This window comes from Novosphingobium naphthalenivorans NBRC 102051 (assembly GCF_001590985.1).
GTDB classification, from domain to species: domain Bacteria; phylum Pseudomonadota; class Alphaproteobacteria; order Sphingomonadales; family Sphingomonadaceae; genus Novosphingobium; species Novosphingobium naphthalenivorans.
Map to the genome: position 1 here is coordinate 1 of NZ_BCTX01000068.1, position 26,708 is coordinate 26,708.

Annotated in this window: 18 protein-coding genes; 11 read left to right on the forward strand and 7 right to left on the reverse strand. The window is 63.1% G+C overall.

Translation table 11 applies throughout. From position 1 onward, the window contains the following. Window positions 1-156: 156 nt before the first annotated feature. The 6 genes from NN5_RS18785 to NN5_RS18810 all read right to left on the reverse strand — a co-directional run bounded on the left by NN5_RS18785 (window position 157) and on the right by NN5_RS18810 (window position 10,211). Window positions 157-792 carry a hypothetical protein gene (locus tag NN5_RS18785; protein ID WP_067736895.1) on the reverse strand — a complete coding sequence of 212 codons (636 nt, stop codon included), beginning with the start codon at window positions 790-792 and terminating at the stop codon, window positions 157-159. Then, a complete protein-coding gene (locus NN5_RS18790; protein WP_067736898.1) occupies window positions 785-1,270 on the reverse strand; it encodes a hypothetical protein in 486 nt (161 codons plus the stop codon). The genes NN5_RS18785 and NN5_RS18790 overlap by 8 nt, the downstream gene beginning before the upstream one ends. A 113-nt stretch (window positions 1,271-1,383) precedes the next feature. After that, window positions 1,384-5,676: a strawberry notch-like NTP hydrolase domain-containing protein gene (locus NN5_RS18795; protein ID WP_067736935.1), complete on the reverse strand. Its 4,293-nt coding sequence runs from the start codon at window positions 5,674-5,676 to the stop codon at window positions 1,384-1,386. Between the two features lie 140 nt (window positions 5,677-5,816). Further along, window positions 5,817-7,886, reverse strand: a complete 2,070-nt coding sequence (locus tag NN5_RS18800; protein WP_067736901.1) for a ParB/RepB/Spo0J family partition protein — start codon at window positions 7,884-7,886, stop codon at window positions 5,817-5,819. A gap of 32 nt (window positions 7,887-7,918) precedes the next feature. Further along, a complete protein-coding gene (locus NN5_RS18805; protein WP_067736904.1) occupies window positions 7,919-8,845 on the reverse strand; it encodes a DUF7146 domain-containing protein in 927 nt (308 codons plus the stop codon). Window positions 8,846-9,080: 235 nt separating this feature from the next. Then, window positions 9,081-10,211 (reverse strand): MucR family transcriptional regulator, encoded by a 1,131-nt coding sequence (locus NN5_RS18810; RefSeq protein ID WP_067736906.1) that lies wholly within the window; start codon window positions 10,209-10,211, stop codon window positions 9,081-9,083. A 166-nt stretch (window positions 10,212-10,377) separates the two neighbouring features. On the opposite strand from NN5_RS18810, the gene NN5_RS18815 reads away from it, so the two are divergent. Beyond that, the gene (locus tag NN5_RS18815) at window positions 10,378-11,253 is read left to right on the forward strand and encodes a Rossmann-like and DUF2520 domain-containing protein (protein WP_067736909.1); all 876 of its coding nucleotides are present in this window, start codon (window positions 10,378-10,380) and stop codon (window positions 11,251-11,253) included. A 54-nt stretch (window positions 11,254-11,307) separates the two neighbouring features. Here the strand turns inward: NN5_RS18815 and NN5_RS18820 are convergent, their stop codons facing one another. Further along, a complete protein-coding gene (locus NN5_RS18820) occupies window positions 11,308-12,198 on the reverse strand; it encodes a competence protein CoiA family protein (RefSeq protein WP_067736910.1) in 891 nt (296 codons plus the stop codon). A 188-nt stretch (window positions 12,199-12,386) separates the two neighbouring features. On the opposite strand from NN5_RS18820, the gene NN5_RS18825 reads away from it, so the two are divergent. The 10 genes from NN5_RS18825 to NN5_RS18870 all read left to right on the forward strand — a co-directional run bounded on the left by NN5_RS18825 (window position 12,387) and on the right by NN5_RS18870 (window position 26,366). Continuing rightward, window positions 12,387-13,052 carry a UPF0149 family protein gene (locus tag NN5_RS18825; RefSeq protein WP_067736912.1) on the forward strand — a complete coding sequence of 222 codons (666 nt, stop codon included), beginning with the start codon at window positions 12,387-12,389 and terminating at the stop codon, window positions 13,050-13,052. A gap of 520 nt (window positions 13,053-13,572) precedes the next feature. Then, window positions 13,573-14,826 (forward strand): metallophosphoesterase family protein, encoded by a 1,254-nt coding sequence (locus NN5_RS18830; RefSeq protein ID WP_169801016.1) that lies wholly within the window; start codon window positions 13,573-13,575, stop codon window positions 14,824-14,826. After that, a complete protein-coding gene (locus NN5_RS18835; protein WP_067736915.1) occupies window positions 14,813-18,298 on the forward strand; it encodes a YhaN family protein in 3,486 nt (1,161 codons plus the stop codon). The genes NN5_RS18830 and NN5_RS18835 overlap by 14 nt, the downstream gene beginning before the upstream one ends. Window positions 18,299-18,574: 276 nt before the next feature. Then, entirely contained in the window at window positions 18,575-19,354 is a 780-nt protein-coding gene (locus NN5_RS18840) for an RNA polymerase sigma factor (RefSeq protein ID WP_067736918.1), read from the forward strand. Beyond that, entirely contained in the window at window positions 19,351-20,013 is a 663-nt protein-coding gene (locus NN5_RS18845) for a hypothetical protein (protein ID WP_067736921.1), read from the forward strand. Before NN5_RS18840 ends, NN5_RS18845 begins: the two co-directional genes overlap by 4 nt. Before the next feature lie 3 nt (window positions 20,014-20,016). After that, complete coding sequence (locus tag NN5_RS18850; RefSeq protein ID WP_067736924.1) at window positions 20,017-23,445, forward strand: ATP-dependent helicase; 3,429 nt, start codon at window positions 20,017-20,019, stop codon at window positions 23,443-23,445. A 107-nt stretch (window positions 23,446-23,552) separates the two neighbouring features. Continuing rightward, window positions 23,553-24,062 (forward strand): ubiquitin family protein, encoded by a 510-nt coding sequence (locus NN5_RS18855; protein WP_067736927.1) that lies wholly within the window; start codon window positions 23,553-23,555, stop codon window positions 24,060-24,062. After that, on the forward strand, window positions 24,059-24,532 hold the full coding sequence (locus NN5_RS18860) for a DUF7665 family protein (RefSeq protein WP_067736940.1): 474 nt from the start codon (window positions 24,059-24,061) through the stop codon (window positions 24,530-24,532). The genes NN5_RS18855 and NN5_RS18860 overlap by 4 nt, the downstream gene beginning before the upstream one ends. Then, complete coding sequence (locus tag NN5_RS18865) at window positions 24,480-24,998, forward strand: hypothetical protein (protein ID WP_067736930.1); 519 nt, start codon at window positions 24,480-24,482, stop codon at window positions 24,996-24,998. The genes NN5_RS18860 and NN5_RS18865 overlap by 53 nt, the downstream gene beginning before the upstream one ends. Window positions 24,999-25,007: 9 nt before the next feature. Next, window positions 25,008-26,366: a BilD N-terminal domain-containing protein gene (locus NN5_RS18870; protein ID WP_067736932.1), complete on the forward strand. Its 1,359-nt coding sequence runs from the start codon at window positions 25,008-25,010 to the stop codon at window positions 26,364-26,366. The last annotated feature ends 342 nt before the right edge of the window (window positions 26,367-26,708 follow it).

The window sequence follows — 26,708 nt, forward strand, 5'->3', positions numbered from 1 at the left end:
CAGTAAGATTAGGTCCTCGGAGGGACGATAAAGATCGCCCTGGTAATGGAAATTACCCCGCTCGTCATAGGGCGTCTCGCTGTAAAGGCGCAGGGGCGCCTCCACCGGTGTGGTGGATGCCATCATCGTATCCTTTTCATTGGGGAGGGATGAGTGTCAGGCGCGGCCCGCAGCTACCCAGGCCCAGTACCCAAGCCGGGTGTCGTCATTGGCCACTTCGGCCTGCCAATCGGCGATGGGATATTCGGAATTCTCGCTCCAGCCATCGCCGCCTTCAGCGGCGGAGGCCGCTTGGGATTTTCGCGACAACATGTCACTCAGCATCGCGCCTGTGGTCTTGAATACCATACCATCGGCAAAGATCGCGCAGGCCCCGCCCCCGAATTCACCAACACGCGGCCGAGAGCAACTGCAGGCCCATTCGAACCCGATGGGCGCCTGGCGCAAGGTATCCTGGCAGCAGTGCCGGATCAGTTGCGCAAGCGCATCCGGCTGGAAGTCGGTCGTCGAGTACAGGAAGACGGTAGATAGCTCCGGACGGTCTCGCGGGTTTTCGGCTTCGAATTCCACGCCGAAGTCCGGAAAATCGGGATCAGCGAAGATCGCAAGAAACCCGCTCCACGGATCCTCCGGTTTGACCGGCGGAAAGGCGGCCAAAAACTCCGGCGATGGATCGGCGGGTGTATCTTCGGCCATGAAAGCGTAGCTCGCCTCGAAAACCTCCTCGATCAGCGCCAGTTCGGCATGGGTGCAGCTGAAGGTGAAACTGCCCTGGATGTAGGTATCAGCCATTGTCCATCTCCCCATTCTCGCCGGCACCCGCAGTGCTGTCTGCGAAGGTGATTGGCGGGGGCTGGAATTCCGCGCTTTCGAACCACGTTTCGATCGCCTCCATGGATCCCAGCGCGCGGATCATGCAGCGGGCAAGGACAATTTCCTCGTTCTCGGTCATGTCGAACTGTGCGGGCGTGCCTGTGCCGGAAAAGACCACGCGCTCAGGTCCGAACACACCGCTGCAGCTCCCGGAATTGCGCACAAAGGCGATCCCATTGTCTTCGCAGAACTGCTCGGTCCACTCGAACATGCCGCCCGGCTGCGCATAGCCGAAGACTGCGAGGGTCTCGCCGGAACGCAGCGATGTAGGATCGAGTGGTTCGCCTTCCCAGTCGGCACGCCCGCCGTCGCGGTCGATCGCTTCGAAGAGGCCGGAAATACACAATTGAGGAATCACGCCGCCAATGCGGATCGACGCACTTGCCCGGTCAGCCATCTGGGTTCTCCATATGTGAGGTACAGAAATGTGCGCCCGGCCAACCGGGCACACCTCCCCTCCCCCACTCCCTTCACAAGCCAGGGCGTAATGGTGCGGATGCCGAAACCGGGTCAGCCTTGCGATATCGCGCAAAGAACCTCTTCAGCCCGATCGAGGGGAACGAAAACGCGCGCTGCGAACGCCACGATTTCGACGAAACAGCCAAGAGACTTGAGCCAGTTGCGCCGCTCGGGCGGAAAGCTGCGGATCTCGAGGCGACGCTGCCCGTTGACGAGTGCGGTCACCAATTGTGCGCCGCCCAGTGCGAGCAATGCCACGCTGCCGCCATCCCTTGCCGCGGCAATCATCGCGGCGGGGGTTAGGCAAACACCGGTGTCGGTATCGAAGGCCGCCCCCAGTGCGTCAAGTGCCCGGTCGGGCACAATGCGACCCAGCAGGCTCTGTCCATGCCCGTCGGATAATCGCCAAACGCGCACGTCATCCGCAGGAAGCTTGTGCCAGACGGGCAGCAGGAGCCCGGTCACGATGCTCACCGTCTCGGTATCGATACTGGCATGAACGTCAGCCACCTCCATGTCCCAGTTGGCACGGAAGTCGTCCTCGCCGATCGGCGTCCAGTGACTGTGCGCAAGCCCGCCTATAGCGGTGCGCTCACTCATCGCGGGCCGCACGAGCCTGCACATGGGAATGATCCGGCCGTCTTCGTCGGTGACCGGCCATGACGGTACGCGCAGCGCCACCCGGCCGGAGCGCTGATTGCGCAGGCGAACAACATCTGTCGTTCCGCCCCACAGATCGAGCAGGCGGGCATGGCTCGTCGCACGGCGTTTGAGGTGGAGCTCGATACGCTGCAAGCGCGTTTCCGCACCGTGAACCGGATCGCGGCGCAGCAAGCGGTCGTCCAAAGTCACAATTCTTTCGGCCAGAATGGTCTCGACGCCCAGATCCAGCGTGCCCGCCTCGCGCGCTGCATCCACGCGCGTCTGGATGAGTCCGAGATATTCCTCGAAGATCGCATTCTGGGTGGCGATCCTCAGCGCGAGAATGCGATTGAGCCAGCGCTGGATCGGCGGCAGGCGTTCAAGCAGGGTGCCATCGTCTTCGTTGATCAGCCTGAGGCCAGTCAGTCCCGTGAACTCGGCCAGCCCAATACTGGCAAGCTTGCCGGCATGAAGAAGGTGATACCACTGCGTCAGCGCTTCCCGGGCGTAATCACTTTCCAAATTATCAGCCGGGTCGAAGACATTTTGCCCGCCGGTCTGGCGTTGTCCGCGCGTCAGCGCGCCGAGGCTGTCGAGCCGGCGGGCAATAGTGCTGATAAAGCGCCGCTCGCCCTTGCAGTCGGTGGTGACGGGTCGGAACACCGGCGCGCTCGCCTGATTGGTGCGGTGGGTGCGCCCGAGCCCCTGGATTGCCGCCGCAGCGCGCCAACCTGGTTCGAGCAGGAAGTGAATGCGGCGGCGTGGGGCACTGCCGCTCGCCCGTTCGGCATGATAGCTGCGCCCGGTTCCGCCGGCATCGGAAAACACCAGTATGCGCTTGCGACCAGCCTGGAAGTGATCCGCATCGGTAATTCCGGCTCTCGCGGAACGCCGCTCGAGCTTCTGACGTCCCGTACCGTCCACGACGATGCGGCGCGAGCGGCCAGTGACTTCGGCAACCATATTGGTCCCGAAATGAGCGATCAGTGCATCGAGTGCGGTTTGAACCGGCGGCATGGCGCACATCTGTTCGATGAGTTCGTCGCGTGCTGTGATCGCTTCCTGGCAATGGACGGGATTTCCCTCTTCGTCGATCATGGGTTCGGAACGCAGATCGCCATTATCGGTCCGGAAGGTGCGCATCTGGCGCGTTGGAAAACCATGGCGGATGTATTCGACGAGCGTGTCGAGCGGCGACAGGTTGAAATCCATGGCAGAGCGTTCGGCATCGGTGAGACCGGCCAGGCGCCGCTCCAGAACGGCTTGCCCGGTTGTCACGAGTTGGACGACAGCGGCATGCCCGCTGGCGAGTTCGGCTTCGATGACCTTGATGAGCGTTGGCATCTTGAGCGCGACAAGAAGCGAGGAAAATAGCCTCTGTTTCGAGGCCTCGAAGGTACTGAGCGCCGAGCCGCGCGCCTGCGCATTGAGGATCTCGCCGCTCATCCGGTCGACCACCGCACAGGCCTTGAGGGCCTCCTGCAGATGGAGATGCACGACCTGGAACGCATCGGCGAAGGTATCGTAGATGGCGATCTGGTCCGCCGTCAGCCGGTGCTCGAGCGCCTCGTATTCGACGCCGGCGAAACTCAGTGCCCTCGCAGTGTAGAGTCCCATCGCCTTCAAATCGCGCGCCACGATTTCGAGGGCGGCCATGCCGCCTTCTTCCATCGCCGTCATGAACGCATTGCGATCGGCAAAGGCGCTTCCAGGTCCCCACAGACCGAGCCGGGCCGCATAGCAGAGATTGGCTGGATCGGTGGCGCCTGTCGCCGAGAGATAGAGAATACGAGCGCGCGGCAGCGCGTTTTGCAACCGCACTCCGGCTAGGCCCTGCCCGGAGCCCTTGGCGCTACCATACTGGCTATCCGTTCCGGCGGCATTGGCCAAAGCATGGGCCTCGTCGAGGACGATGATACCGTCAAAAGCTTCTCCCAGCCAGTCCAGGATCTGCTGGAGGCGCGAGGCGGTATCGTGGCGTTCAGACCGCAGCGTGGAATAGGTGGCAAAGAGGATTCCCGCCGGCAAGGTAATCGGCGAGCCCAAGGGAAAAACGGAGAGGTTCTGGACATCGGCAGGCAGGCCGCCAAGCGCGCACCAGTCACGCCTGGCCTCCAGTTCGAGTGCCGAACTCTTGCTGAAGATGACCGCCTTGCGCCGCCCCCGGCACCATTGGTCCATAATGCACCCGGCGGCTTCACGGCCCTTGCCGACACCGGTGCCATCTCCGATGAAGAAGCCGCTGCGATAGGCCGCGCCGCTTTCGTCCTCGATCAGGCGGTCGCCGGCATCATTCCTGACAAAGCGGCCCGGCAAATCGCGTTCGAAAGCCTCTCCTGCCTGAATCACCGCTTCGAGTTGGGCATCGGAGAGCGCGGCGACGGCACGGGCTTGCAGCATGGGATGGTAGCTGGGCACCGGCGGAAGCACCGAGGCCATGGCGATAGATTCCACGAGCTGATCGGGGTGCGCGGCAGCGCCCGGGATTGCGATGCGGGAAAGCCGCCGGGGCACGTAGATGCCAACGGGATCGTCCGCTGGCAGTGGTGTGGCGCGCACGGTGTATTCGAGCGGTTTCGCCGCATCATCGACGCGTGGGTCCCGTCTGGGTATGGTGCGGCACGGCGATGCGAGCCCCGAGAACAAGGGCGAGGCGGCAGGCCGCGCCGCGACACGCACTGGCGGTTGCGGCAGTTCCGCCGCAGGTGGCGGTGTCGGCGGGGGATCAAGCCGGGGCGGCAGCGCCAGAATGACGGGCAAGGCCTCTTCCAGAGAATGGACGCTGTGGCGCTCCACCGGCCCTGCCCAGCCCTTGTCGTAGACCAGCAGGCGCACCGCGATGCTGGTGCCGTGTTTGGCGAAGGGGCTTCCCAGGATCGTCAGTTCCGCGCGCGGCGGCGCGGCCTCGGCCACTGCGGTGTAGCCCGTCGAAGCGCTGCCATCGCAGGCAAAACCCGTCGGCATGATCGCCACGCAGCGCCCGCCATGGCCGAGCCGCAGAAGTGCCGAGCGCAGATGGCGCGCGCCGGCGTGACGATCGGCGCCGCGCCCCTCGCTGCGGCTGAAAGGCGGATTGATCAGAACGACGTCGGGTGAAACGCCAAGAGGCAGTTTGTCGTGGATGAATTCGGCATCATGCGTGATGACCTCGCGATCCAGAGCCCTGCCCAGCAGGGCAGCACGGCCGGGATCGCGTTCGTTGAGGAGCAGTCGAGCACCGGCCCGTGCCGCATGGACCGCAAGCATGCCGGTCCCCGCCGAAGGTTCGAGCACGCGGTCCGACTGCACAATTCGCGCGGCTTGGGCGGCAAGCCAGGCCAAGGCTAGCGGCGTGCTGAACTGCTGCAGATCAACCTGGACTTCGGAGCGATAGGTCTGTGTCGGAAGGTTCTTCTGCATTGCGAGAAGCGCAGCGAACACGGCACGGGGATCGTCACCATGCAGCGGCTCCCAGTCGTTGCATTGCAGGAACAGGACCTGCCCGGTCTCGAGAGCATCGTAGGCATCGCGCATCGACCAGGCGCCATCGGCGTCCGATGCGCCAAACGTCTCGGCCATCAACTGCGTAAGGTTTCGGCGGGAAATGGGATGAGACCGTGACAGCCTGTCGGTCACGGCCTTGGCAACGCCGAGCAGCTTGTCGGCTTTGGTGGTACCGGCAGCGCCATTGGCCCCGGCTAGATTGAGAAGCGGGAGGTGCATGGAGGCGATCCTTGAATTAATCGGGCGGTACTCCGCCGCCTTGCCCATCCCCCCTTCCCCCTTGGGCCGTGTGAGCGGGACGCAGGGAAACGGGGCCACGGCATGATTGCCGCGGCCCCGTCAGGAGGGTTCAGTAGTGATCAGGCGGCTGCGGCGATCGGATCGCTGTCGTCCTCGCCGGCCGGGTTTGGCTCGGTTCCCATGTCGGGACCGTTTTCCAATTCCAGCTCGGTGTTCGCCACGTCGCTGTCATTCTCATCCGACGCCAGATCGGCGCCGTCCGCAACGTTGAGCGGGGCGAACCGCATGGCGTCGGGCAGCCAGGCCAGAGCCCGATCCTTGATGTCGGGCTCGACCAGGATGTCACCAGCAAACAGCTTCTCCGCTGACGCTGCGAGGTCGTGCTTCTTCGAGGCGCCGTAGCGCTGGCGAAGTTCACCGCCGCCGACTTCGTCGAAGAGATCGAGGATCGCGGGCTTGGTGATGCGATCGAAGTAGTTGCGGGCCGTCGGCCGCCACCATGCGGCAACATCGATGGCAAGCTTCGCGCCCAGATGGTCGATGAAGGCACTGCCCGTTGCACCTGCTGGTACGGCGTCGATCGTGCGCGCTACCGTCCACCCCAGCCAGGCCGCGATGGCTTCCTCGGGAAGCGCGCAAAAGGCATCGTAGCGCATCCGGACATCGTCATGATCGCACCAACTGCGATCGAGGGAACCCTCGATCCGTGCCCATTCCTCGCCCGCCTGCGTGCCGCTCTCGAAGTTGGCGACGCGGGGGCTTGGTACGCGGGCGCGCAGGTCGCTGCCGAGTTCCATGCTCCCATAGAGCCGGGTTGCCGCATCCGCCATGATGAAGGTTCCGAGGTCCAGGGCGAAACGCGGATCGCTCGCGACATGAACCGCCAGCATCTCGGTCTTCATCATGGCCAGTTCGTCGATGAGACGCTGGCTGTGCGCGGGCCTGGATGCGACCTCAGCCTGATCGTCCTCACCATCCTCGTCATCGCTGCCATGGGCTTCGATGCCCTCGTCGTCTACTAGTGCTTCGACCGGCGCGACGTAGAGCTGCTCGTGAACCCTCGGCTGGCCATCGCGGCCGATCACCACGTAGGCGAGCGAGGATGCCTTCTGCTCGTCAGTGAGGATGGGAACCCGATTCTGGATCGCTTCGTATTCCGCCTCAAGCGCCTGGACGCGGGCTTCATCATCGGCGGTGTAACCCTCGCCGTCCTCGTCGTCAGCCGTCTCTTCGATGGCCTCAATCTCGGACTGGATCGCCTCGCAGCGCGCTTCCTGCTCCTCGGTGAGCGGCGGTAGTTCGCCCTCGACATGTCGCAGGGAATAGGTCTCGGTGTAAGGTATGTGCGAAGCCGGAACCGCGCGGATCTGGGCGTAGCCTTCCCGTGTCCGGATGGCTTCAGCGGCCGCGGTGAGCTTCTCCTCGGCGAGGTGGTCGAGGATGTCGCCGTCAATCCACATCTCGCTTTCCTCGTCGGAAAAGAGATCGGCATCGATACGGCCGCCAGAGGCAACGTAGGCTTCTCGGCCCACCAGTAGCGCCTTGGGGTCGCTGCCACGATAGCCGCCCGAGGCAAGCTGGCGGCGGATTTCGCTGAGGTTGCTACGGTAGTAGCCCTGCCCCAGTTGTTCGAACACCGAGGCCTGGCGTGCGGTATCCGACGTGCTGGCGTAGGCCATGGCAACATCGAGCGTGATTTCGCCTTCGCGCAGGGCCTCGAAGACCGGTTCGGCGAGATTCGCCAGCCGCAGGCGGCCGAGCACGAAGCGTTCGGTGAGGCCGAAGCGCTTGGCGATATCCGCGGGTGTCTTCTTCTCGGTCTCGATGATATCCTGGAAAGCACGGCAGGCATCGGCAGGCGACATCGAGAGTTTGAAGAAGTTCTCCGAGAGGCTGATCTCGATGGCATCATTGGCGTCGGCCACGACCAAGACCGGAAGCTCGGTATCAGCGGGCAAGTCACCTTTCTCGATCGCGCGGTGAACGGCATCGAGGCGGCGGCCGCCCGCAGTGATCCGGTAGTGCCCCTTCTTGCGCGCGACCGGCAGGCCAATGAGGTTCTGGATCACGCCGCGCGCGACAATGCTGGCTTCGAGCTGGGCGTCGGCCACAGGGTCGCTTGTCTTGCGCACATTGCTCGGCGACTTGGTCAGCTTGGCAGCCGGGACGAAGATGATGGGCTGGGACATGGATATTCTCCTGGCGGACGAGGCCCGACCATTCAGGCCGCTTGCCGCGTCCCTTTCACCACTCCCTTCCTCCATGCGCGTAGCGCGTCATTCCAGTCGTTGAAGCCTGCGGGCGGCCAGATCGTCTCGATGGTGCGGCCTGGCACGACATGGGCCTCGCTGGCCTTGGCGGCACCGATGCGCCCTGGCCGGTCATTGTCAGGCAGCAGGATCAGGCGGGTGACGGTTTCCGGCACGGCAACGTGGGGGAACCGTTCGCTGCCAAGCGTTGCCCAGACAGGGAGACCCAGAAGGATCATGGCCGAAAGGGCCGATTCCACCCCTTCGGCAAGGCCCAGCACTGCAGTCGCCGATGCGAGGATGACAGCGCCTCGGCCCGGTTGCGCAAGAGAGCGACGCGGATGGGTAAGGTCACGGGCGCGGCGCGGTTCCTGCGTGTCGAGGAACGTCCGCTGGAGCGCGACGAGGCGGTCATCTTCGTGGATTGCGGCGAGCATGGCGGGGCGGAATGCCGCCAGCTTTCCTCGCCCAAGCGGCGTGCGGGGGTGATATCGCAGGACGGACGGGGTCAGCGGGATCGCGCGACAACGGAGGTAGGCCTGAGCCGGTGTTCCCGCGATCGGTATGGCCTCGTCCCACAAGTCCTGTGCACGGCGTCGAAGCCAGGCCGGGCTGAGGGGCGAGCTGGGTGATCCGACGAGCCTCTCGCCACCGGCAGGGATGCTCATGTCGAGGCCCCGGATTGCCCGCATGACATCGATGGTCTCGCAGCCGGCAAAGCATTTGAACAACAGGGCCTTCTTGCCGACACGAACAGACAGGCTCGGCGTAAGATCATTGTGCGCCGGGCACCGGCACATCCCGCCGCCCGGCGTCCAGATCCCGCCAAGCCGTTTGACGAGATTGACCGCCTCGCTTTCCAGATCTCGATAGGGGTGAATGATGGAGGATGTGGGCATGGCTGCTCCCCGACAGAAACATGCCCTTCCCCCTCACCTCCTCCAGCGCTTCACTGCCAGGTTCGACTATCGGTGAGTTTCTGCACCAGGTTGGCCGACCTTGCAGCCGCCGTCTTTTTTACACCCAACTCGAGCGCCCGTGAAATACAAGCGCCCTGCAGGCCGATCGTGACCGACCTGCAGGGCTTCGGGGATTATTCGGACTTGCCGCGCCGATCTGTGGCTTGCCGGCATTTCAGCGATAGGCCGGTGACAGCGTCTTGCGCTCCTTGCGGGCGGGCTTGGCCTTGGCACCGTCCTCGGACATCGCAGCCCCACCACTGGATTTTCTGGATCTGCCCTTTGTCGGCTTGGCCGCAGCAGGTGCGACGGCTGGACTGGCTTCGGTGGCCTCGAATGCTTCGACCGGAGCTGGGGTTGCTGTGGCATCGGCCGAAGTGGGCTCCGCTGCCGGTTGTCTTGCCATGCGCCGTTTGGGGGCCGGCTTTTTGGCTGCGGCCTTCTTCGGCGTTTCGACTGCCTTTGCCGTCTCTGTCTGCGGTGTGGTCTTTACCTCAGGTGCCGGTGCCGGGCTGGCGTTCGGAGTTTCCGGGAGTGTCGGGACGGAATCGGCGGCATTTACCGGTGCGGCACTGGCCGCGGCGCCCTTAACGCGAGTTCGCTTGGCAGGCGCTTTCGGGGCAGCAGCGGTTTCAGCGCCGGCAGCCTTCTTAGGCGAAGCCACCTTCTTCTTCGAGGCGCCCTTCCTGGGAACAGCCTTCGCTTTGACCGGCTTGGAAACTTCTTCTGTAACTGCAGGTGCCGGTGCGTCGGAAGGCTTGCTCTGCGAACCGGCATCCTTGGCATTGGCATGTATCCTGGTCGCCACATCGCGGCGCAGCGAGGCGTAGGCCGGTGCGACCATCGGATAATCGTCGGGCAGATTGAAGCGAACTTTGTATTCGGCCTCGGTCAGACCATGTTTGGTCAGGTGCCGTCTCAGCATCTTGTATTTCTCGCCCGTGATCAGCGAGACGATGACATTCGGATCTGCCAGCGATTCCTCGATCGACACCGCAGGTGTATTGGCAGCTGAAGCCTTTGGCGCGGGTTTGGGCGCCGAGGGTTTCGTTTTTGTGGCCTTTGCCGGTGCCGCCGGTGTTGCCGCGGGCTTTGTTTCAGGCGCAGGTGCGGCCTCGGGTTCAACAACAATCTCGGCCTGCTTGCCTGTCAGCTCGACGGTTTCTCCGGCCTGAACTTCAAAGCCGGAAATCGCCTTGAATACATCACCGAGCAATGTCGGCAGCTCGGCAGCGCTGAGCTTGTTGTTGTTCACAAACGCCGTAACCAGATCAAGCGAAGCGCGGCGCGCGTCAAAGTCGTCCATAACTGTCCATCGGGAAATTTGGTGCAAGGTGCGGTGAACCCGTGCTGCCGCGCGTCAGGTTGAATGTCAAATTGCGGCGTCCCTGGCCGCCATCCGTGCCAGAATTCCGCGTTCGACACTGCGGTACCCTATGGAACGGCGGAACGTAGCCCGATAACAGGAAGCCGTGAACACACTACCTTTCAGTCAGATCGGGATTGTCGGAACCGGCAGGGTCGCACGAGCACTTGCGCTCAGTCTGCAAAACCATTCTTCGGCGCCTCTCATGATATGGGGACGCGCACCTGTGAAGTGCCGCGAGGCGGTTGGACATCTTGCCCACGCCCAGGCTGTCAGTTCACTCTCCGACATCGTGGATGCCTGCGACGTCATTGCCATTGCTGTAGCCGATGATGCTATCCCGGAGATCGTTCGCGCGATCAGCGAGGCTGGGGCGCTGAGCCAATCCCCGCTCGTCTTCCACGTCAGCGGCGGAAGCGGGACAGCGGTGCTTGAACCTCTGCGCCAAATGGGCGCGCAGACGGCGGCAATCCATCCTGCCATGACATTCACGGGCGACCCGAAGCTTGAGTTGGAACGCATGGCCGGCTCGCGCTTTGCCGTCACCGGATCAGACCAGGAAGGCGCCCTGCTTGCGCAATCCATCGTGGAAGCCCTGAGAGGAATTTCCGTCGAGGTCCCGGAATCTTATCGCGCGCTTTATCATGCCGCGCTGTGCCACGCCGCGAACCATCTGGTTACATTGTTCTCCGGTGCGTCCCATGCTTTGCGCGTCGCAGGTGTAGATGATCCTGCAGGTCTGCTTGCACCACTGGCACGCGCAGCCCTGGAAAACAGCATCGCCAATGGATTTGACGCACAGTCGGGACCGGTACTGCGTGGAGATACGGAGACCATCCGCGGCCACCTCGCGGCACTGGAAAGCGATTGCCCCGGATTGCTCCCCACCTATCGCACCATGGCGCTCGCCACTGTCGAAGAACTGGAACGCCGCAGCGACCCGCTTAACCGAGCTAATTTGCTCAACCTTCTCGGCAAATAACGACAAATCTCCTTGAGATGGCAAACGCAGCGGGGGATAGGACTCACGGTAAAGTCAGTCTCCAAACCTGTCGCCAAAGAGCCTTTTCTTCAGTTCGGCGGGAGACAGGCTACTCCAATCCACCTGATTGTCGCTATTGCCCGGTCTAGTCTGATCGATACTGGAAGCGGCTTGATCCCCTGCGGCAGCGGCCAGTTTTTCAACGTCCGGCAAATGAAGGGTGTAGGGACGGTCGCCTTCATGCCCCCCGGTTCGACGCGAAAGCTCTGACCGACGGCCTGGATCGGTGGGTAAAGCGGTCTCAACCGCCGGGTTCCGGGAATTGTACAACCACGATCTGTCTGCCGCGAACGCGATGGCATCTGCGATCCGTCCGTCGGGCGAATTGCGAAACGGAGAGAGGTCGACAGCCATCGCGGAGATGCCCGCCTGTTCGAACCTTTCTTTGCGGGGCGGAGATTTGGTGCGCTTTATCGTAAACAGGATGCAAAGCTCACGTCGAACATCGCCTGAGCCTCGAACTATCCTGACGCCGCCAAAGTCGCCGAACACCTCCGGTATTGCGTCTGCCAACCCGGTAATCTCAGGCTTGCCGGGAATTCGGGGAATTCTGACCTTACTCAATCGTTTCAGCGCATCAGCCGCAAATTTACTCAGGGCATTAAGGTGCGCTTCCTTGCAGCGCTGCGCAGCCCCTGATGCATGGGCAAAATGATGGGCACGCACATCGCCTTTGCGGGCGATCAGGTCTGCCCCGCATTCGCATTTCAGGTGTTCCGCGCCCCCTCTTCGCGCCTCGTCAATGAACAGGCGGGTACCGTCCGGCTTGATGCCCCAGACGATCATGGCGTCCTCGGACCCCACGCCGATGCCGCGCTGCATGATCACATAGCCAAGGCTGTTGCGGTGTTTAGGCTGTTCCATCAATTGCTGCACCATCGACATTGGTATTCAGTCGAGGAATTGGCAGGTCAGGTAAATCTACGATACGACCGGTCCACTGTCGAGAACAGCCGCGCGCCGGGAAGCGACACATCTTCACTTGATGATCGGCTGGGACTGCCGGTTGTTTTCCCGAATCCAGAACGGGAATCTGGACGCTCAGCCGCGGATTGGGATAGGGAGCCAGCCACATGAGTGAACATGTCTCCTACCTCGATGAACTCGATCAATTGCTCCTCGATCAGGGCGAGGACTGGATGTTGCTTACCCAACTCGACGGCTACCTCGCCGGCATATTGGTCAGCCCGGATCTGGTTCCGCCCGGCGTCTGGCTGAAGCACATCTGGGCCGGAGATGACGGCGCCGGCTTGCCACATTTCGAGAAGATGGAGGATTTCCAGCACATCGTCGATCTGATCATGCGGCACTACAACGACGTTCTGGCTTCGCTGGCCCAACCGGGTTGCTATGAACCGTTGTTCGATATCGACACCCGCAATGACGACATTCTCTGGGAGTTGTGGATCGAGGGTTTCGTGCAAGCGATGGACTTGGCCCCTGACGGATGGGAGCGCATCGCCGTCAGCGGCGACGCCGGGTGCAAGGCGGCGCTCAAGGGTATGGCGAAGCTTCATGCGATCGCAAATGGCGAGGCGCAATTGTCCCACGGCAAAGTTGAACAGTGGACTCGCGAGGCACCTGACCTCATTCCGATTTGGGTTGAAACACTTCACGCATGGCGATTGGAGAATGATCCAAGCCGACCGTCGCCCCCTCGGCAAGGAAAAGTCGGGCGCAACGATCCATGCCCTTGCGGATCAGGGAAAAAGTACAAGAAGTGCTGCGGCCTGAATTGAGGCGGAGTCGCCGCGACGCACGAAGCGAGTCGACGGCTGAAACCGGCAGAGCGGACGTTCCCAGGCCACGACGAGCTTGTCGAAAGCCGTTCTCCATTCATATGAGATGCGACAAACTGGAAAGGGAAGATCTGGGACATTGTGCTCGGTCCGCTTTGGAGCGCAAAAACAGGAAAACGGACTTTCAGATTGCATTTACGTGATGGCCGCCTCCGCCGCCATTCCTGACATTTAGCTCCCATGATCGGGGTCTCCAAACCGGTCATAGTGTCATTCTGGCATTGGGATGGTGGAATGCTGGAGCGTGGGACGTTCCGCTCGTTCCCAAGCAACCGGTCGCATGGCAGATCTTGCCAGGGCCCGCCAGCCATCGGCACCAACCGACTCATCCCAAGGCCGCCCACCAACTACATCTTGACGAGATTGTGGAGCTCAGACCACTTTCCTCAAATGATATGGAATTATTATCACGAGATATTTTAGCGTGGTTTGTGCCATACTGGAGACGGGAGGCCTTCGATTGACCGAATTTACCTTTGTACATGCCGCGGATCTTCACCTCGATAGTCCCTTAATTGGATTGGCGGGTAAATCTGCGGATTATGCCGTGCGCGTCGAGGCGGCGTCGCGCGAAGCCTTCGATAACCTGGTTTCCCTTGCAATAGAGGAGGGCTGCCGGTTCATGCTGTTGTCCGGTGACATTTTCGATGGCGATCTGCGTAACTTCCAGACGGGTCTTTATTTTATGGAAGGGATGCGTCGGCTTGACGAAGCCGGCATCGCAGTGTTCATGGTCCTTGGAAACCATGACTCCGCCAATCGTTTTGCCGACAAGCTGTCCCTATCGGGCAATGTACATGTCTTTCCCAAGAACAAGGCAATCACGCATCGTCTCGATGATGTCGGAGTCGCGATCCATGGGCGGAGCTTCCCCCGCCCGGACGTCTCCGAAGATCTGGCGCGCGAATATCCGGCAGCAACCGAGGCACTGTTCAATATCGGCGTTCTCCATACGGCCTGTGCGGGCAGCGAAGGTCATCACGCCCGGTATGCGCCCTGCACGCCCGAGCAGCTCACCAATCATGGCTATGACTATTGGGCGCTGGGCCACGTCCACGCCTACGCCGTGCTCGGGGAGCACCCGCACATCGTCTATCCCGGTAATCTTCAAGGCCGACACCCTCGTGAGACGGGCCCCAAGGGGGCCGTCGTGGTCAAGGTCAATGACGGCGGAGTCACCAGCCTCGAGCATCGCGCGCTGGATGTGGTGCGCTGGGCGTCGATAACTGTTGATGTGTCGGGAACGAGCGAACATCCGGAATTACTCGATCATATTCGCGGCCAGATCACCCGAGGCGCTGAGCAAGCCGATGGACGGCCCCTTGCCTTGCGCCTGACGGTGACGGGAACGACACCGCTTCATTCCAGATTGATCCTCGAGCGCACCGCTTTCCGGGAGGACGTGGAAACACTATTGGCAACGCTCACGGATGACGTGTGGCTTGAAAAACTGAGGTTGGAAACGACCCATCCTGAAGCGCCCAACGCAGTCGATCCAACGGTGGCTGGAAAGCTTGATCAGGAAGTGACCCGCCTCTGCCAGGACAGCGCGATTGCGCAAGTTCTCGAAGCGCGACTTGCTGAGATTCGGACGAAACTGCCCGCTGGAGCCCATGCCGATGCATTCATTGAGCAGATGCGCGCCGAGATACCCGAACGCGCCGCAACCCTTGCGCGCAGTCTAGTCAGCGAGGCTGGTCATGCGCCTGACTGAACTCAGCCTTGAGAAATATGGCGGCTGCGCCAGTCGTGAGCTCACCATTCCTGAAACGGCGGGCCTCACCGTGGTGTACGGTGCCAATGAGGCGGGCAAGAGCACATGTCTTGAGGCGATCAGCGACTTTCTGTTCTCGATCCCCAAGAATACTAAGCGCGGCAGCTTGTTCGGATATGATGGCATGCGCATTTGGGCTTCGATGCTGATGGCTGATGGCAGCACGGTGACGCTCAAGCGCCGCAAGGGCAACGGCAAGACACTGGCTGACCTGTCCGGTACGGCGCTCGATGACACCGTCCTTGCGCCGGTTCTGGGCGCCATCACGCGGGAGCGGTTCGAGACACTCTTCGGCCTGAACCATGAAACCTTGCGCAACGGCGGGGAGCGATTGCTTCACGCCGATGGCGACATCGGGCGTCTGATCGTCGAAGCAGGCGGCGGCTTACGCACGCTTGTATCTCGCCTCGAAAGTATCGACGGCGAAGCGGACAAGCTCTTTGATACGAGGCGATCGGTAAATCGTGTTTTCTACCAGCAGTTGACGACATTCGAGGCAGCCGAAAAGACGGCACGCGGCGCGCAACTGACCCGGGAAACCTTTGAACAGACGCGCAAGGCATCGCTCGCAGCCGCGGAAAAGCTCGAGGCCCTGCGCATTGAGAGGCGCAGCCTCGGCGCGTCGACGTCCCGGCTGGAGCGCGTCCTGCGCGTCGTACCCCACTTGCGTCAGCTGGCCGGCCTGACGCAGGATCTGGTCTGCTACGACGATGTCGCGTCCTTCCCGGATGATTTCGCGGCCAAGATGCGGACTGCCTTGGACCAGCGCAACAAGGCTGAAATGCGGCTCGAGGGCGCGATCGAGCGGCGGGACCGCCTGAAGGCACGGCTTGATGCGCTGGTGGTGAACCCGGATCTCAAAGCCGCCGAACAGCGGGTGCGTGATCTGGCTGAACGCGCCATTCACGTCAGCAAGGCCCGGTCCGATCGGGCCAATCGTCAGCGCGAGATTGATGACGGCGAGGCTCAGCTAGCGGCGCTGCGCAGGGTGCTTGGCCTGCCGGACGATGCAGACCTTGCACCACTGATCCCGGACCAGTCTGCCCTTAATCTTGTGCGCTCGGCTGCCGACGAGATGGTGGAGCGCCGTCCAGGTCTAGCCTCTGCCAGAAAGCGCCTTGGCGAACTGGTGGCTTCGCTTACGGTGATTGATGATCGTTTGGAAACGGCACGCCAGGCAGGGCATAATGCTCCGCCAGAGGCGTCGTCATCGGCCTTTGCTAGCCTTGCGGCCCAGAAGTCAGCACACCAAGCACGTCGGCAGGCGCTGGATACTGACAACGCAACATTGACCGGACAGCTCAAGGCTCTGGGCTTCGATACCATCGATGTTCTTGCCACCCTGTCATGCCCCAGCGTTGACGATATTCGCAGCGAGCAGGCCGCGCGCGAGACGTTAACGTCACAGATCGAGGATCAGGCCAAGCTTAAGCGGCAGGCCGAGCGCGAGATTTCAACCGGAGAGGCTGAGATTGGCTCGCTTCAGGCGTCCGGGACCATTGCAAGTGACGCGTCACTTGCCGAAGCGCGCACCTTGCGGGGCGATGCTTGGCGGCCGATAAAATCGGCATATGTCGCGGGACATCTGCCCGATGACGCCACCGCTCGCCTTGCCGTCGCCGACGACTTGGAATCGGCAATCGTGTCTGCGGACCAACTTGCCGATCGCCGCGCCGCAGAGGCAGGACGGGCTGCATCACTTGCACTCGCATCGCGGCGCGTGGCCGACGCAAGGACTGATGTCACGGTGGCAGAGGCCGAGATGACCGCACTTGTCGCGCAGTTAGAAGTGCGCACCGGGCAATGGGGAAACAGTTTCCCGCAAGTACAGGCCAAACATCCGGAACTGGCCTCACTGCTTCAATTTGCCCAGGCTCGGCAGCTGGTGCTGGACGAATCGGAACGGCTACGCACCTCGTCGAATGCGCTCGAAATTGATGTGGCCCAACTTGCGCCGACCGTCGAGTTGCTCGAACGGATCGAACAGAGCCGCAAGCTAGATTCTACACTGTCGTTCTCAGCTCGAGTCAGCGCGGTGCAAACCGCCATCTCCCTGCACGAACAGGCCCATGCCGGATATGTCAGGGACATGCGAGACCGGGAGGACTTCGAACGGCAATACAAGCTGGTTGAGGCGGAAGTGCAACAATTGTCGGACGCACAGGCTGCCTGGGACGCGGCATGGCCTACTGCGACAGGTGGGCTGGGCCTCAAACCCGACATTTCGCCGACAGATGCCAACAGTGCGGTGACTGAATGGGTCGGCGCACGCGGTGTCCTATCGGCAATAGGACAGACCCGCCAGCGGCTAAAGCGCATGGACGAAGACGAGAAGAACCTTACAAAGGATGTCAGTAGTCTCGCGACCGAACTCGCCATCGAGATCGGCGAAGACTGTGTGGTTGCAGCGCAGATGCTGCTGGCCCGGTTAACCGACAACGCCACCGCGCAAACCCAATATGACGGGATACTCCCAGACTTTGAGGAGGCGAAAGTCGAGGCTGATCAGGCACAAGAGGCTCTCGGCACCGCTCGGGAGGTGCTGGCTAAGCTCGCGGCTTCGCTAAAACTCGATGGCAGCGATGATGGTATCCTTCTGGACACAGCATCACGGTGTGAAGCACGCATGGCTTTGTGCGATGAGATTGCCTTGGTAGAACGCACCGCGACGGACGTGGGCGACAAGCTTGATCTCACTGCTTTGCGGGCTGAATGGGATGAACGCGACCTCGATGAGGTTCGCGCAGAACTGACCGAACAGACATCGCGTGGTACCGAGATCGAGGGCGAAATCGAGGCAGCCATTCTCACCGAGAAGGCCGCGAAGGACGACCTTTCTGTCTATCTGAGCCAGAGCGAGGTCAATCACGCCATTGCCGAACGCGAGGCGGCGGCAGCGCAGATGCATCTCGCCCTCGAACGCTATCTCGAGCTATCCGTTGCTCGCGAATTGGTGACATCGGCCATGGCAACGATCCGCGCAGAACAGCAAGATCCGCTGATTGCGCGGGCAGGCGAACTGTTCAAGGCGACGACACTCGGTGAATTTGCCGGCATTGAGACAGATATCGATGACAAAGGCCATCCGGTCCTGGTCGGACGGCGCGCCAATGGCGGTATTGCTGCCGTCGCTGCCATGAGCGACGGCACACGCGACCAGCTTTTCCTTGCCTTCCGGCTGGCGAGTCTAGAAAATTATGCCAGTGCGACGGAGCCGCTGCCCTTCATCGCGGACGACATTTTGGTGCATTTCGATGATGAGCGCAGCCGGTCCACGCTCGACCTGCTTGCCGAATTTGGCAAGACCAACCAGGTCCTGCTGTTCACACATCATCGCAGCGTCCGGGCCCTCGCCGAACCGCTGGTGCAACAAGGCCTTGCCAACATCATCGACCTAGATCGTGCGGCGTGAGGTCGTTCCGCCGCCTTACCCGCCGATATTGTTGCCAGAATTATCGGCCGGTGCGGGCACGAACTGCATGAGGCAGTACAACCTATCATATTTGGGGCGGCTTAAGTTGCGAAAGGTACCTCGGAGGCATTTGAAGGACGCTATGCGCCAAGGCGTAGAAATCGTCGAAAGAAGCAAAATCGGCTTTCCGGATTTCCGGCCCTGCCGCGATCAGCGGAGACGAGCGTGCTTTTGGGACGCTCGCAGAACCGCTGTTGCATAAGGCAAGGGGGCATAATGGCTCGAAAATTACAGAAAATCGGCGACGACGGCCCCCTCGTTCGCCCGGATGCCGTTGAAGCGCAAATCGACGCGGCTCTCACGCTGACTCCCCAGCCGCTTCGCGCCCGGCTTGCCATCACCGACCCACGAGACGCCGACCATCTCCGCTCCGAGACGCTCGTCCACTTGGTCCGGCATGGGCGCCGGACCGGCGATCAAGGACTGATCAGCCTAGCCCTGCCGGTTCTGCTCGCCCGCTGTGAGGCAAATTTGATCGTTAAGGTACCTGACGGCCAACTTCCGGAAGCCGCCACCGTTCGGGAGGACATACTGGGCGAGTTCAGCGAACTGTTCGCCAGCGACGGCACAGGTAAGAATCCCGACGAGCTGGACTTCTATGAGTGCAAATTCAATCGCGCCTTCCGCTTCTTCCGGATCGACGTTGTCCGACGCGAGACGGGGCGGCTCAAGCACGTGGCGCAGATGCCCGAGCCCGACGAGGACGGTGAGCCTGAACCCCATGACGAGGTATTCGCCCGAGTGTCCGAGGCGTTCCGCTCGCCGGCGATGCAGGACGGCGACGTTTTCCGGTCCGAGCTTCACGATGCGATTCTAGAACTGCCGCCCGACGAACGTAACGCGGTAATCCTCGTCCACGTGCTGGGCTATCAGGAAGAGTCAGACGATCCGGGCGAGGAGACCGCGGCGACACGCTGCGACTGCACCGGACGCACAATTCGCAACCGACTGACACGGGCGGCGACGAAGCTGGTCCGTTTCAAGGAGGATTTATGACCCCGACACTCACCGCCAGGCCGCCCGAGCTAAGGGAGGCGCTTTATGCCTTGTCGATTGCAAAGGACATCCCCGACGCGGCCTTGCTCGACGATGTCGTACGTCGTTTCCCGCAGTTTGGCGGCGAACTGACCAACTTCGCGATCGCGATCGCCATCGACGCGCTGCACGGTGATGCGGTCGTCGAGGCGGCCGAGGCTGCGCTTGATCCGAATGTCTTGAGCCCGGCCGTTTCGCGCGCCATGAGCCGATTCCAGAACCGGCTGCATGCGGTCTCGGAGCCAACGCGCCTGCCGGCTGCGACCGATCGATCGGTCTCGGCGGACGCAATAAATCCGTTCGCATCGCTCTCGCGCGAGGACTTTCGCGGGTTCGCGAGGCGGCTAGACGCTAGCAGCGTCTTTGTGGCCAAACTGAGAGATCGGCAAATCGAGCCCGACACGCTGACGCCTGGATTTAGAAAGCGGGTCGCCGATGATCTGCACGCGCCTCTAGATGTGGTCGTCGCTCACTTTTCGGCTGCTCAGGGCGGTGCGACGGGCCCACAATTCTATAAGGCGGACGGCAAGCCCAACAACGGCGGCCGCCAGACCTTCGAGGAGGCCGTGCGGAGTTCTGGCTTGAGCGAGGCTCAACAATGCGCGTTGTTGGCGCTCTAGTCGATGGATGCGTTCGAGCCGATCCGGTACGCCGCCGCAGCCCTCCATCAGGCGCTGGTGGCTAAGGGTGCGGAACCGCTCAATCCCTTGGCGCTGGTCGAAGCGGCTACGGCGGATCTCGACCTCGAGCTTGTCTGGCTGCCTGCTGGCGATCCGGCGCTGAAGGGCGCGCGCGCACTCTACGATGATCAGAGCGGCAGCATCTGCTGCGAATCTGGCGGCAATGGGCCTGCGCGGGCGTTGCTGGTTGCGCACGAGATCGGGCACGCCCGGCTTCATGCCGGCTCGGCGACCTGCGCGGCGGCGGACATTGACGCTTCGCGCTCTACCGAAGCCGCGCCCGTCGGGCTGCAGCGCGTCGAGGATTATAGCGCGCGCGAGCGCCGCGAGCTTCAGGCGAACGTCTTCGGACGCGAGTTTGTGCTTCCGCGGGCTCTCGTACGACGCCTTCATGTCGACCAAGGGCTTGGCGCCGCGGCGATCACTGCCCTGACCGGGCTCCCAATCGCGCTCGTCCGCCAACAGCTTTTCGATGCCTTGCTTTTGCCCGAGGCCGAGCTCGTGGCGGCGGAGTCTTCACCCGCCTATGTGCCGCGGCCGGACCCGTCGCAAGACCGGGCGGCCGCGTATCGCGGCTCGCCGTACCAGCTCCAAGCGGGGCCTGGCACCGGCAAGACGCGCACCCTCGTCAAGCGCGTGACCTCGCTGGCTTCGGAGGGAATCGATCCGGCAGCGATGCTCATCCTCACCTTCTCGAACAGGGCCGCCGGCGAGCTTTCGGAGCGCCTGTCGAGTGCGCTGCCGGAGGCCGCGCCCAAACTCTGGGTCGGGACATTTCATGCCTTCGGGCTCGATCTAGTGCGTCGTCACCATGATCGGCTCGGCCTGTCGTCGAACCCAGCCCTGTTCGACCGCAGCGATGCTATAGAGCTGCTTGAGGAGATCCTGCCGACCCTTCCGCTCATCCATTATCGGAATCTGTGGGATCCGGCGATGGTGCTCCGTGACGTGGTTGCGGCGATCTCGCGCGCCAAGGACGAGATGGCAGATCCGGCCCGCTACCGCGCGCTGGCCTTGGCGATGCGGGATGCGGCTGGCGCCGACAAAGACAGGCAGGTCGCGGCCGCCAAATGCCTGGAGATCGCGGACATCTACGATCTCTACGAGGACGCCAAGACCAGCCATGGCGGGGTTGATTTCGGCGACCTGATCATGTTGCCGGCGAAGCTCCTGGAAATGGATGCAGCGATCCGGACGGCGGTGCAGCTGCGCCATCGGCATGTCCTGGTCGACGAGTATCAGGATGTGAACCGGGCCAGCGCGCGCCTGCTCAAAGCGGTCGTCGGCGACGGCGAGCGGCTCTGGGTGGTCGGGGACTCGCGGCAGTCGATCTACCGATTTCGCGGTGCGTCCTCGGCCAACATGGCGCGGTTCTCTACGGACTATCCGGGCGCCGTCGTCGATCAGCTCGGCGTCAATTACCGCTCGACCGAACAAGTGGTTCATGCTTTCGCGGCTGTCGCTCCGCATATGGGCGCGTCGCACGGCATGCTTCCGCTCGCGCTCGATGCGGATCGGGGCGCGGGGCCGGGTAAGCCCGAGATTCGCCGCTTCGAAACCCTATCGGACGAAGCCGCCGGCGTCGCCGCGCGAATCCGTGAGCTCGAAACCTGCGGCGTTCGGTTGCGCGACCAGGCGGTGCTCTGCCGGTCCAACAAACGCTTGAACGAGATCGCCGCGGCGCTGGAGGCGCGCGACATTCCGGTTCTGCATCTGGGTAGCCTCTTCGAACGCGAAGAGGTCCGCGACCTGCTGGCGCTGCTCAGCCTGACGGTCGATCCGTTCGGCGACGCCCTGGTGCGCGTTGGCGCAATGCCTCGATACGGGCTCAGCCTGCAGGACGTGCGAGCGGTCTCGCGCCACCTGCGCCAGGAAAAGCAGCTGGCGTTGACTGGGCTCACCGAGGCCGCGAGCGCGCCCGGACTCTCACCGGGCGGCCGGGAAGGGGTGGCGCGGCTCGCGGCAGATCTAGCCGGGCTGTCGCCGCGCAGTTCGGCTTGGGACTTCTTGTCGACCTATCTGCTGGACCGGACCGACCTTGCGCGCCGTTACGGGGCGGCAGGCTCGGTGACGGCGCGAATGCGCGCGGTCGCCATCTGGCAGTTCCTGAACTTCGCGCGCGAGCAGAGCCCGGTGGGGGCAGGCGCGCCGATTCAGCGAACGCTCGATCGGGTGCGGCAGTTGGTGCTGCTAGCCGAGGAGCGCGACCTGCGCCAAGTGCCGGCGGCGGCGCTGCATCTGGACGCGGTCCGTCTCATGACAGTGCATGGCAGCAAGGGCCTCGAGTTCGAGGCCGTGCATGTGCCCGGTCTCACCAAATCGAGCTTCCCGGCTTCGAATCGTGGCCAGCGCTGCCCGCCGCCAACCGGGATGATCGAGGGCGCGCGAGCGCTGTCCGTCTCGGACGAGGCCAAACGCGCGCACGAGCACGAAGAGGAATGTCTCTTCTTCGTGGCGCTGTCGCGGGCGCGCACTCACCTAACGCTCTCGCTTGCGCGCAAACAGCCCAATGGCAACAATCGCTCGCCGTCGCCCTATCTCGATTGGTTGCCGGGTGGCCGTGTGAGCGAGATCGCCCGACCGGCGATGATGCCGGCCCCGGAAGGTGCCACCTCGCTGGGACCAATCGCTATCGCCTGGCCCGAGGATTGGGCGCTGACCGACAGTCGGCTCGGCGCCTACGAGAAATGCCCGCGCCGTTTCTTCTACACTCACGTGCTTGGCTTGGGCGGCGCAAGAAAGCCGACTGCCTTCTCGCGCACGCACGACTGCCTTTACGACCTGCTCCGCTGGCTCGCCGACGCCCGCCGGACGTCGACACCGACGCTTGCCGAGGCGGAGGCCGCGTTCGAGGCGATCTGGGCGCGGCGCGGGCCCGCCGAACACGCCTTCGCCGCCGACTATCGACGGCTGGCGGGGCGTCTCGTGGCGGCGCTGATTGAGGCGGGCGCGGGTTGCCGATTCCGCGAGGCTCAGCCGCTTGCCATCGACTTTTCCAACGGGCGGGTCCTGGTCGAGCCGAATGAGCTGACCGAGCTCACCAACGGCACGGTCGTCGTCCGGCGGGTGCGCACAGGCTACAAGCGCAGCGACGAGTATGACCGGCTGGAGTACACGCTTTACCACCTGGCTGCCCAAGCCCAGTTCGGCGCGGGCGTGCTGGTGCAGGCACTGCATCTGACCGATGGCTTGGCCGAGCCCGTCATGCTCTCGGCAACAAAGCTCGGCAACCGCCGGGCCAAGAGCGAAACCATGCTGGCGGGCATCGCCGCCGGCGATTTTCCGGTCGAGATTGACGCTGTCACCTGTCCGCGCTGCCCGCATTTCTTCATCTGCGCAGCGACGCCGGGGGGCGATCTCGATCTGACCTGATAAACGGCGATCCGGCTTTCCGGTTTTACGCTCGCCTTCCGATCAGGGAGGTAAGGGACGAAAGAGGGGCAATCGGGCCTCACACTTCGATCCTGGAGTGTGAACCCATGAAGAGCATCGACCTGTTCTACCAGGGCGAAGGCGTTGCCGAGATCGAATATCTTGAAATCGAACCCGACACCACATTCGCCGACCTCAAGGCCCGCCTCATCGACAAGCACGGCAGCGCGGCCGACGCGCTGCTGTTCGCCGAGGACGAGGACGACCCGCTCGACGACGCCCAGACGGTGAAGGACCGCGCCGGCGGCAAGGGTCTGAAGCTGCACCTCCACCGCTGCCGCCACATCACGGTGGCGGTCACCTACAACGGTGAGACGATCGACCGGAAGTTCGCACCCAGCGCGACCGTCGCGCGCGTCAAGCGGTGGGCGGCCGAGCGCAAGTTCGGGATGACCGACGAGGAGGCCGGCGAGCACGTCCTCCAGATCGCCGGCACCCACGAGCGGCCGGCGCCCGGCACACACATCGGCGTGCTGGTGAACCGCAAGACCTGCGGGCTCGCCTTCGACCTGGTCGCTGACGAGCGCGTCAACGGCGCGAGCGAGGATCGGTGGTGATCGGGCCCGATCAGCGCGCCTTCGAGGCGGACGTGGCCCGCGCCACGTTCCGCCTCGGCCAAGTCGAAGGCCGCTGGCGGCTGGTCGACACCCACTGGCCCCACGCTTTCATCGGCGTCACCGCCAAGGACGGCCGCGAGTTCGTGCTGCGCCTGAACTGCGCCGGCTTTCCGCAGGCGCTGCCGACCGGCGGTCCCTGGGACATGGCGGCCGACCAGATCCTGCCGTTCGACCTCTGGCCGCGGGGTCAGGGTGGCCGTGTCTCGGCGGTTTTCCGCACCGACTGGAAAAAAGGCAGCGCGCTGTATCTGCCGTGCGACCGCGAGTCTTTCGCCGGTCACGAGAACTGGCGTCACGAGATGCCATCGAAAATTTGGCGTCCTGCCGACGGTGTCGTCCAATATCTGGAGCTGGTCCATGAACTTCTCAATTGCCGCGATTATTCGCCGCCGCTTCGCGCCGCAGCATGAACTGTCCTGTTCCTGGTGGACCTGGTGGCGCCTGCGTCGCGCGCTCCGCCAGCGTGGCCGCGGCGCCAGCCGCGAGAGCGGCGCCTTTCTGCTTGGGCGGCAGGAAGACGGCCGGCGCCGGATCGTCGACTTCGTCCTCTATGACGATCTCGATCCGCACTGCCTCGACACCGGGATCGTGCGTTTCGACGGACGTCACTTCGGCGCGCTCTGGGCGATGTGCAAGGAACGCGCGCTGAGCGTGGTCGCCGACATCCACGTCCATCCGGCCGGCGCCTGTCAGAGCGAATCCGATCGCGATCACCCGATGATCTCGCGCGCCGGCCACCTAGCGCTGATCCTTCCGAACTTCGCCGCCCCGCCGCAGCCCCGCGCCTCGATCGGCATCTACCGCTATCTGGGCGGCAAGCGCTGGGCGGCCGTGGGCCGCGACGACCGCGCCACCTTCTTCCACATCGGTTTCTAAGGAAACGCCATGACTGCCGTCATCTCCGCAGACTCACTGCACCGCCTGGTCAAGCAGGCGATCGACAGCGGCGCCGCCGCGACCGTCGCCGAGGCCGAAGCCTTGTTCCAGGGCTTTCGCCTCGCCATCACCTTCATGCCCGACGATCCAGCCGATCCGGTCGAACAGGCGACGCTGCTGACAGCCGTAGCACTTGGGCGGCGCGTGTTTCTAGGCGGCGTCACCGTCGTCGGGGCTCTCGAAACTCCGGTCAGCACCCTTCTGCCACTGGGGCCGACGCTCGGCGACGCGGTCAAGGCGCTGGGAGGCGAGATTGGCGGCGGTTCGGGAGCGCCGATGGTGGTCATCGGGCCGAGGCTGGCGCATCGAGACGGCTTCGCCATCCGCACCGCGGCGGCAGGCTGGCGCGGCGGTATCGTTCCGGCCCATGCCGACCTCGCGCCCGAGGCTGGACCCGCCAACCCTTTGGCCGGGATGCTGGCGGCGGCGCTGGCGATCAACGAAGCTTTCCTGCACGTCAACGGCGCCAAGGCGGCTGGACGCAGCGCGGTTGGGCTGTCCTTGTGGCGGCCATCTCGCGATGTCGACTGGCTGGCGGCCGATCCGTCCGAACCCGCGCTGACGTATCTGCCGTCGCAGCTCTGGCTGATCGGCCTGGGGCACCTGGGCCAGGCCTATCTCTGGGCGCTCGGCCTCTTACCCTTCGCGGCGCCTACCGACGTCATGCTGGTGCTGCAGGATGTCGACGCGATCACGGCTTCGACCGAGAGCACCTCCATTCTGACCGACGCAACCCTGGTCGGGGTGAAGAAGACCCGCGCGATGGCGGCCTGGGCGGAGCGCCGTGGGTTTCAGACCTCGATCCAGGAACGGCTGTTCGACGCCGATTTCAGGCGCCGCCCGGACGAGCCGGCGGTCGCCCTGTGCGGCCTCGACAACGCGGCAGGGCGCCGAGCGCTCGATCAGGTCGGCTTCGACATGATCGTGGAAGCGGGCCTTGGCCGAGGCCATCGTGATTTTCGAACCATGCGCCTGCACACTCTTCCCGGGGCTCGTCCGACCGCCGAGATGTGGAAGGCTTCGGCGGCCGGAGAAAAGGTCGAGGACAGGCCCGCCTATGCCAACCTGATCAATGATGGCGTCCTAGATCGCTGCGGCATGACGCTACTCGCTGGCAAGGCCGTGGGCGCACCGTTTGTGGGAGCCGTCGCCGCAGCCTTGGCGCTTTCGGAGATCCTGCGCCTTCTGCATGGCGGTCCCGTTCACCGCCTGATTGATCTCGATTTGCTCGGCGTCGATTACCGCTCGATAGTGCTGCATGGGGACGGTTTCGATAGGCTCAACCCCGGCTTTACGAACGCCAGTTAGGCTTATTGGGCGCCGGGCAGGCCGCAGGCCGGAGTGGATGAAGGACCGCTGTGGCGACTAGCGCAGGAATCCTGTCAGACCTCAACGTCCGCCACCCTGGGCGTCCATCTGCCAATTTCCAGCCGAATGAACAAAGGACAGCTTGCGCCAATCGACGTCCCGGAAGAGACCTTCCGACAAAGCCGACATGACGTTGCACCAGAGATGGTATCCGGCCATATCCGCTATCTAGGAACGGAAAGCCTCCCGTGAGAGGCAACGAAGGGTCTGGTTTATAGAGATATTTTCTTGGACATGTGCGGTGGGCTGATCCAGACTTGTACGATGAAATCCAAAGGTCAA

What these genes read in the sequence shown, in the direction of transcription:
- NN5_RS18790 (WP_067736898.1), bottom strand. Translation starts at nt 1,270, where the DNA reads ATGGCTGACCGGGCAAGTGCGTCGATCCGCATTGGCGGCGTGATTCCT.
- NN5_RS18870 (WP_067736932.1), top strand. Translation starts at nt 25,008, where the DNA reads ATGACTGCCGTCATCTCCGCAGACTCACTGCACCGCCTGGTCAAGCAG.
- NN5_RS18810 (WP_067736906.1), bottom strand. Translation starts at nt 10,211, where the DNA reads ATGGACGACTTTGACGCGCGCCGCGCTTCGCTTGATCTGGTTACGGCG.
- NN5_RS18845 (WP_067736921.1), top strand. Translation starts at nt 19,351, where the DNA reads ATGACCCCGACACTCACCGCCAGGCCGCCCGAGCTAAGGGAGGCGCTT.
- NN5_RS18855 (WP_067736927.1), top strand. Translation starts at nt 23,553, where the DNA reads ATGAAGAGCATCGACCTGTTCTACCAGGGCGAAGGCGTTGCCGAGATC.
- NN5_RS18825 (WP_067736912.1), top strand. Translation starts at nt 12,387, where the DNA reads ATGAGTGAACATGTCTCCTACCTCGATGAACTCGATCAATTGCTCCTC.
- NN5_RS18840 (WP_067736918.1), top strand. Translation starts at nt 18,575, where the DNA reads ATGGCTCGAAAATTACAGAAAATCGGCGACGACGGCCCCCTCGTTCGC.
- NN5_RS18805 (WP_067736904.1), bottom strand. Translation starts at nt 8,845, where the DNA reads ATGCCCACATCCTCCATCATTCACCCCTATCGAGATCTGGAAAGCGAG.
- NN5_RS18795 (WP_067736935.1), bottom strand. Translation starts at nt 5,676, where the DNA reads ATGCACCTCCCGCTTCTCAATCTAGCCGGGGCCAATGGCGCTGCCGGT.
- NN5_RS18835 (WP_067736915.1), top strand. Translation starts at nt 14,813, where the DNA reads ATGCGCCTGACTGAACTCAGCCTTGAGAAATATGGCGGCTGCGCCAGT.
- NN5_RS18785 (WP_067736895.1), bottom strand. Translation starts at nt 792, where the DNA reads ATGGCTGATACCTACATCCAGGGCAGTTTCACCTTCAGCTGCACCCAT.
- NN5_RS18820 (WP_067736910.1), bottom strand. Translation starts at nt 12,198, where the DNA reads ATGTCGATGGTGCAGCAATTGATGGAACAGCCTAAACACCGCAACAGC.
- NN5_RS18850 (WP_067736924.1), top strand. Translation starts at nt 20,017, where the DNA reads ATGGATGCGTTCGAGCCGATCCGGTACGCCGCCGCAGCCCTCCATCAG.
- NN5_RS18865 (WP_067736930.1), top strand. Translation starts at nt 24,480, where the DNA reads ATGAACTTCTCAATTGCCGCGATTATTCGCCGCCGCTTCGCGCCGCAG.
- NN5_RS18800 (WP_067736901.1), bottom strand. Translation starts at nt 7,886, where the DNA reads ATGTCCCAGCCCATCATCTTCGTCCCGGCTGCCAAGCTGACCAAGTCG.